We start from the raw sequence: 12,438 nt of genomic DNA, 5'->3' as shown, positions 1-12,438 counted from the left end.
TGATGAATGAATAATTAATCATACTAATATCGTAGTATTACTGTGTTTTATTCAACTAAATAATGACGAATTAAAGTTTTAATTGTTCCAGAGATCGCCTTTTTTTTGTGATGTTTATGATTGTTTTGATGAATGAATAATTAATCATACTAATATCGTAGTATTACTGTGTTTTATTCAAAACAATTGTCACCGTTTTTATCAATAACAAGGTCAGTTTAAAGTTTATATAAATAATCTCAAAACTAAAGGAATTGGTATTGACAGCTATTATTTCGTTTTATTACGATTGAGGAAATAAACAGCACAGCAATCATCTAATCTTCTCTCACAAATTAATCACAATCTCCGATTAGTTTGGAATCAAGAGACTTCAAGAGCAATCATAAAATTACCAACCAATTCAACCATATATTTGCCAGATATCTTTTCCAAAGAGTGGAATAGGCAAATACCATAAACACGGTTAATTCAGTTCAAGCTTGGGAATAAGTAGTTTGGAGGGCAATAAAATGAATACCAAATCTTTTGAGATTTCAAATGTTGCAGGAGCTCGTGCTAAGGCCAGGATTACGTTGACCGAGCGTCCAAATGGCACCATTCGACTCAGAGTGGATGTGATTGATGGCACAATTGGCGATCTGCGGGGTTTATTTTTCAACATTTCCGATGAATCCCTGGTCAATGGTCTTTCTGTTTCAGGAAACGACGTCACTAATAGCAAGTTTGAGGTCAACAATGTCAACAACCTTGATCTTGGCGTCAACTTTGACGGTGGGGTCGAGATCGGTACCTGGGGAATTAGTAACGATGATATTCGATCCACCACGTTTATCCTCTCTCACAATTTCGTTAACTTAACGCTGGATCTGTTTGAAAACCAAGACTTTGGTGTGCGTCTTAGCAATGTGGGTCCCTTTCGTTGGCGCAATAGCAAACTAGTAGGTAACGTAGGTGAGATTAATGACCTACCGGGTGAGATTAATGACCTACCCGTAGCACCCAACATTGGTGACCAACAAAACCTAGATGCTGACAGTGTTATTAGTCTAGATGTCTCCTTCACCGATCCCGATGGGGATTCCCTGACCTACAGTGCTTCTGGACTACCTGATGGATTAACCATCGATTCAGTTACCGGTCAAATCACTGGCACCATTGACAACAGTGCCTCCCAAGGTGGACCGAACGGCGATGGGATCTACACAGTCACCGTCACTGCCAATGATGGCAATGGCGGCAGCACCGAAAGTACCTTCTCATGGGATGTGGACAACCCTGGTCCGACTGCTTCAACCGATAGCAACAGCATCACAGAAGATGCCGTTACGGTTGAGGGGAATGTGCTAACAAATGACAACGACTCTGATGGGGATGATATAACTGTAACCACTGTTGGTGATTTGGTTGGTGATTACGGTACCTTAACCCTGAATACCGATGGTTCTTACAGCTATACATTAGATAACAGCAACTCTGAGGTTCAAGGTTTGGATCAGGGTCAAACCTTAACCGATAGCTTCAACTACACCAACAGTGATGGAGAAGGGGGTTCTGCTAGTTCCAATCTCAGTATTACCATTAATGGAGCCAATGATTTACCTGTAGCACCCAACATTGGTGACCAACAAAGCCTAGATGCTGACAGTGGTATTAGCCTAGATGCCTCCTTCACCGATCCTGATGGGGATTCCCTGACCTACAGTGCTTCTGGACTACCTGATGGATTAACCATCGATGCAGCTACTGGTGAAATCACTGGCACCATTGACAACAGTGCCTCCCAAGGTGGATCCAACGGCGATGGGATGTACACAGTCACCGTCAACGCTGATGATGGCAATGGCGGCAGCACCGACACTACCTTCTCATGGGATGTTGATGCTGAGCCTGACATTTTAGAAGATGGCATTTACCAGCTTTCTAATCACACAGATAGTGCTAGTTTTGGTAATGGGCATGAACATGGTCTAATTCTGACTGGCTTGTTCGTTGATAATGAGTGGCGAACCGGTGACATCAGTGTGTTTGACTTTGAGCATCCTGATGCCAATATGCGGATGAGTATCAATGGAGACGAAATCCGGATTTTCGGTACTGCTTTCGGTCACCTAGATGTAGATGACAACTTTTCCTACAACGATAATGACCCGGGTGGTTTATGGAAAATTGACTTTACTTACAATAACGCTGATAATGTCAGCAATGATGATGATTTAGAGATTGATTCTCAATTTGCTGGAACTAATACAGGTACTATCAAGAAACTCTATGGTGACCAGGCTGAATTTGATCTAACTGACGAGGCTGGCAAGAATTCCTTCAGTTTCCAGCTTGGGAATAAAACCGACAATCAGGGTCATCGCGGCTTTGATGGCATTTCTGGCTGGGGTTGGTTGAACCACTCCAATGCTGATGAATACGTCTATCATTCTGATTGGTTGTTCACCGTTGACCCGGAAGAGCTGATTAACGAAGCACCTGAATTCACCAATCTGCCTGATAATGGTAGGCTCTCCATCATGGAGGATGGCATCAACGTAATTGATATCAATGCCATTGATGATTTCGATGCTGAAGGTCAAGGGCTACAATACTCCATTGTGGGTGGTCCGGATCAAGACTTATTCAACATTGATCAAGATACAGGAGAGCTCTCTTTCAAAAATGCTCCCGACTTTGATAATCCCCTTGATCACAATAGTGACAACAAGTACAAAGTCAAAGTACAAGTCACTGACTTGGATGGGGCATTTACCGATAAAGATCTCTCGGTGAGAGTGAATCCGTTGCCTACTCCAAATTCTCCTCCTGATGCGGTGAATGACAGCGACAGCACCTTTGTTAACACCCCTGTAACTATCAATGCCTTGGCCAATGACTCTGACCCGGATGGAGATGTTCTTGCGGTTACTTCCTTGAATGGTCAGTCTATCAGTACTGGTGAAACCGTCAATACTAACAATGGTTCGGTCACCTTGCTGGATAATGGACAGTTAGAGTTTACCCCAGATACTGATTTTACTGGTAACGAAAGCTTTACCTACGAGATCAGCGATGGTAACGGTGGTACTGATAGTGCTACAGTAACTGTGGATGTTCAACCGAATCCTTTACCTAACAGTGGCACTATTGTTGGTTCAAGCCAAATCACTGAAGGCAGTAACGAGCATTATCACGTCAAGCTAGATGGTGTTGTTGATGAAGACACTTTTGTAACCATTAAAATCAACAACGGGACAGCAAAGCTAGCCGACGGCTTCAGGTTAGATCGGGTTGACTACCTAACCAATCCAGTTACCGAGAATGTACAATTTCACGAACAAGGTCAATTGTACACAGCAAATTATTCCGACCGTAGTAAAGCCCATGACTGGTGGAATACTGGTTACACTGGTTTCTCTGGAGACCTTGATGAGTTACCAGTAGGGGTGAACAGTCTGACAGATGATTTCCAAGTATCTGGAGCCGAGGGAAATCACCTTGTGGTCAAGATTAATGCTGGCAGCGATACCTCTAATTCCTTCACCATTGATGCTCTCAAAGAAATCCAGTTTGGTAAGTATTTTTCTCGCACCAAAGCCACTGAAACTACAGAGAACTTTAGCCTCACCATTGACCAGATCGGCGACCAAGATGTGAACACTGGTCAGAAGATAATTGAAATAATAGACAACTATGCTGTCTACTCACCGATTGCCTTTGACCTCAATGGTAACGGCATTAAAACCCTAAGTATTGATGAAGGGGTTGAGTTCGATATGCTCAATGAGGGTACTGCAGTCAAGACCGGTTGGCTCTCTGGTGAGGATGGCTTTCTGGCCATTGACAATGATGGTGACGGTAAAATCACCTCCCGCGCGGAACTATTCGGTGCCGGTGTCGGTGAGGGCTTTGCCAAACTTGCTTCCTTCGACTCTAATGGTGACGGCTTAGTCAATGAAAAGGATGCTCTATTTGGGGAACTGAAGCTCTGGCAAGACAGGAACGAAAACGGTATCACTGACCAAGGTGAGCTAGTTTCCCTTGACTCTAGGGGCATCACTGACCTAAATACAGATTACACCAATGTCTTCAGCACTGATGCTATGGGCAATATTCACGGTGAGCATAGTAATGCTATGTTGAACGGTCAAACCATCGACATGGTGGATGTTTACTTCCAAGTTCAATTATAATTGAATCACCTGATGAATCCTCAATCTTAATGGTTGGGGATGTTTTGTGTCTAGTTTCAGGGAGTACGTAAAGGGAGTAGAGAGTAGGGAACAGGGAGTTTGGAGAAGGTAGGCCGGGCGCGGGTAGGGTGGGAAATAGGGGAATTCACGGTTTCTGTTGCGGATTTAAATTGGATATTATTGAGTTATCAAAAAACCGTAAAGCCCTATCCATGGGTTTCCTGCTATCCTGCTCCCCTGCTGTAATAACCATGGAATTTAAATGAAAACCAGCTTAATATAGCAGTTGTTAATTGGGTAAAGTACTTCGTTATGGGTTTTAGGAAGCCGGGACTTACGAGCAGAGACACAAAGTAGGGAGTATGAAGGCAGCGCTATACGGGAGCATATCAAAGTTGCAGAAAGGCTTTCAGGAAGTCTTAGGCAGAAGGAGATAGTTGTTAAGAAATTCAGGGATTTTACCAATGATTTAAAATTGCTATTTTATAATATAAACCCTATGATTAGAGGCTTTACATGTAAAGTCTCTAATTTTTTTTATGCTTAAAGATTCATGATCATATACTTAATAATAAACTTAATAATATACTTAATTGTTTTAATCAAATTATGGGATGACTGTATTTTATTCAAATAATTATCCCCGTTCTAAGAAACTGTAAGGTAAGTTTAAAGTTTATGTAAATTGCGCCCAAACTATCCAGATTGATATTGACACCCCTTGATTTATTTTTTTACCATTGAGAAAATAAAAAGCAAAGCAATCATACAATCCTATAATCTGCCATCACAAACTAATCACAATATCTGATTATTTTGGAATTAATAGACTTCAACAACCATCATAATTAAATTACCAACACATTCAACTAACTATTTGCCAGATTGCCCAATAGCGGAATAGGCAAATCCCATAAATAAGGTTAAGTCACTTCAGTAAATCAATCCTAAGGAATTTAAAACAATGAGAAATATAATCAGACGCCTTGGTAACCACAACCACAACGCAAACTGCAATACTCCCAATCGCAAAACTGGTGAAATCGGTAACAAAGTCTGGCTTGATGCTAATGGTAATGGCATTCGTGATCAAGGAGAAAAAGGGGTTGAAGGCGTTACAGTTACTCTGACCGGGGCTGGTAAAGATGGTATCTTTGGCACTAACGATGATATCACCAAGGTCAGAACCACTAATCATGAAGGTAAGTACAAGTTTAAAAACCTTGCTGCAGGGAAGTACAAAGTCAGTTTCTCTGATTTACCATCTGATTTAAAGTTCACCACACCTAATGTTGGTGACCAGGAGTTGAAAGATTCTGATGTTATTGATCCCAGCACTGGTATGACAGATGTGATTACCTTAAAGGCTGGTCAAAAGCATGTTGGTGCTGGGTTGGTACAGGTGACTCCTTCTCAGTCTGAGCCCGTCTCCATTCTAGAAGATGGCACTTACCAGCTTTCTAATCACCCAGATGGTACTAGTTTTGGTAATTGGAATCCTCATGGTCTAATTCTCACTGGCTTATTCGAGAAAGGTATCTACCAAACCGGTGACATCGCTGTGTTTAACTTCGACCATCCTGATACTAATATGCAGATTAGTATCAATGGAGACGAAATCCGGATCTTTGGTACTGCTTTCGGTCATCTAGATGTGGATGGCAACTTCAACAACTATGACGATCAGCCGGGTTTGTGGCAAATTGACTTTACTTACAATAACGCTGATAAGGTCAGCGGTGATGATGATCTATCGGTCGATGCTCAATGGGCTGGAACTAATACAGGTACTATCAAGCAACTGTATGGTGACCAGCGTGAATTTGAGCTCACTGACCAGGATGACAATACCGTCAGTTTCCAGCTTGGAAATAAAACCGACAATCAGGGTCATCGCGGCGTTGATGGCATTTCTGGCTGGGGTTGGTTGAACCACTCCAATGCTGATCAATACGTCTATTATTCTGATTGGTTGTTCACGGTTGACCCCGAAAAGATTATTACTGGTGATGATGATAACAATCGTTTGAAGGGTGGTAAGGGTAACAATCGTTTGAGCGGTGGTAAGGGTGAAGATACGCTGATTGGTGGTAAGGGTGATGACATTCTGTATGGTGGTGAGGGTAATGACACGCTAAGGGGTGGCAAGGGTAACGATACTCTCAAGGGTACTGACGTGATTTCTGCTGGAGCTAATACTGATGATTTTTTAGAGGGTGGTCTTGGTGCTGACGTATTTGTTCTTGGTGATGTCCACCAAGCTTACTATATAGAACCAGGTAAGAATGACTGTGCAATCATTGAAGACTTCAATCCCGGAGAGGGAGATGTAATTCAACTCCACGGTTCTATCGATGATTACTACACGAAACAGATAAAGAAGATCAATGGTGAGACTGAAATCGAGCTCTTCTATAAAAAGAGTGACGGCTCTTCTGACATGGTCGCTGTTCTAAAAAATACTACCAGTGTTGATCTCACTAGCGAGAATTTTCGCTTTGTTTATATCAGTGGTGAGGGTAATGACACTCTGAGCGGTCATGATGGTAATGACAGTCTGTATGGTGGTAATGGTAATGACAGTCTGTATGGTGGTAATGGTGATGACAGTCTGAGCGGCGATGATGGGAACGACAGTCTGAGCGGCGATGATGGGAACGACATTATGAGGGGTGATGAGGGTGATGACCTTATGTATGGTGGTAAGGGTAATGACAGTATGAGGGGTGATACGGGTAATGACATACTAGAGGGTGGTGAGGGTGATGACCTTATGTATGGTAGCAAGGGTAATGACACTCTGATCGGTGGTGAGGGTAATGACAGTCTGAGCGGTGATGAGGGTGATGACCTTCTGTATGGTGGTAAGGGTTATGACACTCTCAGCGGTGGTGCTGGTGCTGACCGATTTATTCTTGGTGATGTCAACCAAGCTTACTATGTAGCAGCTGGTTTAGATGACTTTGCAGTCATTGAAGACTTCAATACCGCAGAGGGAGATGTGATTCAGCTCCACGGTTCTATCGGTGATTACCAGACACAGCAGGTCAATGGCGGCATCGAGCTCTTCTATCAAAACAGTAACGGCTCTTTAGACAAAGTTGCTCTTCTAGAAAATACTACCAACGTTGATCTCACTAGCAACAATTTTGAGTTTGTCTAGTAATCAGATACCGAAGACAAAACTCTAGCTTTGGGCACAGAAAGCGAGTAGGGAAAGTAGTCATTCATAATTAACCTAAGTAGTCAGCTAACGCGCTATGGGCATTAGCTGACTGTTCATTATGTAGGATTGAAGAAACACAATAGTGAAATCCCATGTTTTGGAGGGAATCGTCTTAAGATTAATGTTCCCGGTTACCGGAGCTGAAGTTCCCTATCTCCTTTACTTGAGGGTACTACCAGTCATGATGAATTTTTGTTACGATAACCGAAAACATCCTGGATCGTAAACTCTATCACTAGATTTCTTGGATCAATCTGGTTTTTGCCCCCTAGCCCCCCAATTTTTCAGGGAATGGGAGTGGAAGTCCCCCAAATTCAATTATGCCCGACGGTGCGCGCACCGCAATGTTAGGGGTCACGGGTGTAGAGGATGATCACGACAGGGGATAATCGGGGCTTGGCACCATTGATGCAAGATGTCTACTGTAGGTGGCGGTTTCCAGGGATAATCTGCTGTAGATGGGAAAACTGAGAAGGACTAATGGTCAAAGGAACAGGGGCATCCCTGTCAACCAAACTTCTGTAGTAAACCCGACAGCAACTTGGGATCAGGACTAAAAGTCCCCAGCTAAAATTTTCCTTGGAGACATCTTAATGCTGCGACTCGAACACATTAGTAAAGTATACCCCACTGGCGAAGTTCTAAAGGATGTCAACTGGGAAGTTAAACCAGGCGATCGCATTGGCTTAGTTGGCGTCAACGGTGCCGGGAAATCTACCCAACTAAAAATTATTGCTGGAGAGATGGAACCCACCAGCGGTGTTGTTATCCGTCCTGCCAGTCTTCATATTGCTTACCTCACCCAAGAATTTGAAGTAGACCCAACCCGCACGGTCTCAGCAGAATTCTGGACAGTATTTAAGGAAGCTAACCAGGTAAACGAGGAAATCCTACAAGTGCAAAACGCCATGGAAATGGCTGATGAAGCAGAATTGGAAGGGCTGATTAAAAAGCTAGATAGGTTGCAGCGCCAATTTGAAGCCCTCGATGGTTATGGCTTACAAGCAAAAATTGACAAGATCTTGCCGGAAATGGGATTTGAGCCACAGGATAGCGATCGCTTAGTGAGTGCTTTCAGTGGTGGCTGGCAAATGCGCATGAGTTTAGGCAAAATCCTGCTCCAGAAGCCTGACGTCCTACTAATGGACGAGCCGACTAACCATCTTGACTTGGAAACCATCGAATGGTTGGAAAAGTATCTCAAGGGTCTGAAGACCCCAATGGTAATAGTATCTCACGACCGGGAGTTTCTTGACCGCCTCTGTACCCAAATTGTAGAAACCGAACGGGGTGTCTCGACTAACTACCTAGGCAATTACTCAGCTTATCTCCAGCAGAAAGCCGAGATGCAGGCAGCTCAACTGAGTAGCTACGAGCGTCAACAAAAGGAAATAGAAAAGCAGCAAGCCTTTATTGAGCGTTTCCGTGCTAGTGCAACCCGGTCTACCCAAGCCAAAAGCCGAGAGAAACAATTAGAAAAAACTGAACGGATAGAAGCCCCCACTGCTAATCTCAAAACCCTCAAATTCCAATTCCCTCCTGCTCCGCGTAGTGGTGTTGAGGTAGTCAAAATCAAGGATTTAGTCCATGACTATGATGACAATATTTTATTTCTGGGAGCAGACTTGTTGATTGAACGGGGCGATCGCATTGCCTTCATCGGTCCCAATGGTTGCGGTAAATCCACCTTACTCCGGATGATCATAGGAAAGGAACACCCCACAGAAGGGATAGTAGGACTAGGCAAACACAATGTCCTTCCTGGTTACTTTGAGCAGAATCAAGCAGAAGCCCTAGAATTAAGCAAAACGGTCATGGAAACCATCCATGATGAAGTCCCAGACTGGAAAAATCAGGAAGTGCGTACCCTATTGGGACGGTTTCTGTTTACTGGGGACACGGTATATAAAAAGGTTGAGTCCCTTAGTGGAGGCGAAAAAGCCCGCCTGGCCTTAGCCAAAATGCTCCTTTCTCCCGCTAATTTACTAATTCTGGATGAGCCGACTAATCACCTGGATATCCCAGCCAAAGAAATGTTGGAGGAAGCACTCGGTACCTATGATGGTACAGTAATTATTGTTTCCCACGACCGCTATTTTATCTCGAAAGTGGCAAACAAAATAGTAGAAATCAGGGATGGCGAATTCTGTACCTATCTAGGAGATTACCACTACTATCTCGAAAAGATTGCCCAGGAAAAAGAAGAAGCTCGGTTAAAAGCGATCGCTGCGGCCAAAGCGGCTAAAAAAGCTGCCAATGCTAGCAAAAAGACTAAAAAGACCAAAAAGAAAGCTGCTGCTAAACAAAAGTAACAACAAAAGTGACATATAGCAGTTCTCAATTTGATATGGAGAACTGCTATATTACCGATTACCGATTAAAATTAACGATTAAAAGCTTATTGCTGAAGTGCTGAGGATTTAACTATATTGCTGGTTAATCTCTGCAAGACCTGATCAATATCGTTCAAATCACCGACAATCCGCCGGACAGGCTCGGGCCATACTCTGAGTAGTGTCGGTGTAGCCGAGATATGATCAGTTTCTGCCAGGTCTGGGTGCTTGAAAACATCAATAATTTTTAGGGTATAGGGATGACCTAAATGATTCTCTAACAACTGGTATAGACTCTTGAGAGTATACTCAGTTTCTGCACTATGTCCGGAAACAAACAAACGCAGGACATAGCTATGGGTAGGTTGTGCCTGGGAGTCAGACACATCAGGCAGGGAAATCCTGGATAAAGAATCAGCTTTGGTGACATCGGTGGCAGTCAGTGATTCTGTACTATCAGTGGCAGACTTAGATAAACCCGGCAGCTTTTCCATCGCTCTCAAATGCTCCTGAGGTGATGATCTGCCAGAGTTTTGGTTAGTAACCCTTTCTGGCAAAACCTCTTCTGTATCAGAGTAGGATAATGGTTCTGGGCGGTCAATGCGCAGGATCAAGTCATGGTTTTGCCAGAGTTGGGGAAACTGATTGCGATAAGTTTCTAGCACCGCCGGGTCACAGGACTCTTCCTCCCAAGGAGCTACTTGCCACATCAGGTTTTCAGTCCCAAATACTGCATTTAACAATGCCTGATGATGTTGCACCAACCAATTAATTTCTGCTGACATGCGCAACTGATTGGTTTGAGGGTCAATCCACCGATCAATGGTGGCAGTATATCCGGGAACTAAAAAATGAGGTGGCTCTGGTAACCCCAGTATTTCCTGTAAACTCGCACACAGATGCAGGTGCCAGTGACTCTGCTTATTAAAGTCAATGCTATACACTAGATCTTCCCCTGGTGTAAATATAGCAATACCTTTAAACAGTTGGGGCAAGGGGGTTTCATCCAGCATATGCTAGTACTATGTCAATTTAGTTTGATACTTAAGGTTTTACTTTTTAGTTATAAGTGTTATTTTTCAGTTTATAAGTGTTATTTTTTAGGTAATGGTTTTAGGGGTTAGGTGTTAGGAGTTAAGTCTTAATCCCTAATTCCTAATCCCTAATATAAGCGTGACTAATCCCTAGATCCGACCGCGCAACATCATTGCGATCTCGTTGGGAGTGGGTGACTTTTCCAAGGCAGTTTCCTCAGTAATACGCCCCTCTTGATAAAGAGCGAACAAGGATTTATTTACGGTAACCATACCGTCAAATTCACTAGCCGCCATCAGTTGTTCAATTTCTTCGTATTTGCCCTTGAGAATGTAATCCTTAATGGATTCAGTATTAATCAGGATGTCATGAAAAGCAGCACGCTTGCCATCGGTAGTACGGCACAACCCTTGGGAAATTACTCCTACTAGGGCTTCTGATATGGCCACCCGCATGGGAGCCTGTTCTTCTGGATTGTAGAGATTGAGAATCCGCTCAATGGTTTTGACGGCACTGTTGGTATGCAAAGTACCCATGACCAAGTGACCAGTTTGAGCAGCCTTGAGAGCTGTATTGACTGTTTCTCGATCTCGCATTTCCCCAATCAGAATCACATCAGGGTCTTCCCGCAAAGCCGCTTTCAAGGCCCGGTCAAATTTACGGGTATGCATTCCTACTTCCCGCTGTTTAACCAGAGATTTGCGACTTTGGTGGATAAATTCAATGGGGTCTTCAATGGTAATTATATGCCGCGCCATATCTTTGTTCATATAGTCTATCATGGCGGCCATGCTGGTAGATTTTCCCGAACCTGTGGGACCGGTGACCAAAATGAGACCTTTATGGTAGTGACAGACATCTTTCAGGATTGCAGGCAACCGCAACTCCTCAAGGGTCAATATCTTCAGGGGAATAATCCGCAAGACCATTGCAGGACCAAGAAGGCTATCGAAGACATTAATCCTGACCCGACTAAACTCGTACTGAGTTGCCCCATCAAATTCCAACTCTTCTCTAAAGCGCCGGATTTCCTCATCACTCATTACTTCCTTGAGCCAACAGTTAAATGTTGCGTGATCTGTGACTGGATACTCCGTTGGCTCCATTTCACCGCGACTCCGGAAACGGGGAGTTTCACCAACACCTAGATGAATATCAGACACTCCTTTCTCAAAAGCCTGACGGACAATGCTTTCTAAGCTTGACTGTCCAGGAGGCAGACCGATGCTATGGGGTGTCTTCTGGTGCTGATTGGCGGATGGTTTTGCTTGGACGTTAGTGGCTGAATTCTGACCTGTTGTGGGCACAGGCCGAGGGCGTGAGGCTACTGCGGCACCGGCTTGACTGCTTCTTGGAGCCATGGCTCTTGGTTGTGCAGGTCTCGATTGATTGCCTTGAGCAGATGCTGCTCTAGACGCTATATTCAAAGGCGGTGGTGCTGGTGCAATGCGGGGTGAGGACTGTGGATCTGTCATCTTTCAACTACCAACTACAGTTGGGCTACGAGAATTTATTTTACAAACTCTTACTCAAAGTTTTCCCAACAGTTAGCGTTGAGTATAACTTATAACAGTTCTACCTTAAGTAAGGGATTTTCGTATTGGGTTAATCGCCTGACGGGGTGACAAACAGCCTTAAAAGCTTTACGGGGTGTGGGGTGTGGGGT

5 protein-coding genes are annotated in these 12,438 nt (G+C 43.8%); 3 read left to right on the top strand and 2 right to left on the bottom strand.

From position 1 onward, the window contains the following. Positions 1–512: 512 nt before the first annotated feature. From AC4II3_RS26610 to AC4II3_RS26600, 3 genes are all read left to right on the top strand, one after another. Positions 513–4,178 (top strand): cadherin-like domain-containing protein, encoded by a 3,666-nt coding sequence (locus AC4II3_RS26610; protein WP_488013465.1) that lies wholly within the window; start codon positions 513–515, stop codon positions 4,176–4,178. 964 nt (positions 4,179–5,142) lie between these two features. Beyond that, positions 5,143–7,341 carry an SdrD B-like domain-containing protein gene (locus AC4II3_RS26605; RefSeq protein ID WP_488013463.1) on the top strand — a complete coding sequence of 733 codons (2,199 nt, stop codon included), beginning with the start codon at positions 5,143–5,145 and terminating at the stop codon, positions 7,339–7,341. A gap of 656 nt (positions 7,342–7,997) precedes the next feature. Next, positions 7,998–9,716 carry an ABC-F family ATP-binding cassette domain-containing protein gene (locus AC4II3_RS26600; protein WP_488013462.1) on the top strand — a complete coding sequence of 573 codons (1,719 nt, stop codon included), beginning with the start codon at positions 7,998–8,000 and terminating at the stop codon, positions 9,714–9,716. Positions 9,717–9,802: 86 nt separating this feature from the next. Here AC4II3_RS26600 and AC4II3_RS26595 read toward each other — a convergent pair whose 3' ends face one another. Together AC4II3_RS26595 and AC4II3_RS26590 are read right to left on the bottom strand one after the other, a co-directional pair. Beyond that, positions 9,803–10,750, bottom strand: a complete 948-nt coding sequence (locus AC4II3_RS26595; RefSeq protein WP_488013460.1) for a circadian clock KaiB family protein — start codon at positions 10,748–10,750, stop codon at positions 9,803–9,805. Positions 10,751–10,921: 171 nt separating this feature from the next. Beyond that, the gene (locus tag AC4II3_RS26590) at positions 10,922–12,247 is read right to left on the bottom strand and encodes a type IV pilus twitching motility protein PilT (protein WP_488013458.1); all 1,326 of its coding nucleotides are present in this window, start codon (positions 12,245–12,247) and stop codon (positions 10,922–10,924) included. Positions 12,248–12,438 lie beyond the last annotated feature (191 nt).

Source organism: Moorena sp. (genome assembly GCF_982860115.1).
The sequence above is the reverse complement of the archived record's forward strand: the minus strand, read 5'-3'. Positions and strand labels throughout refer to the sequence as shown.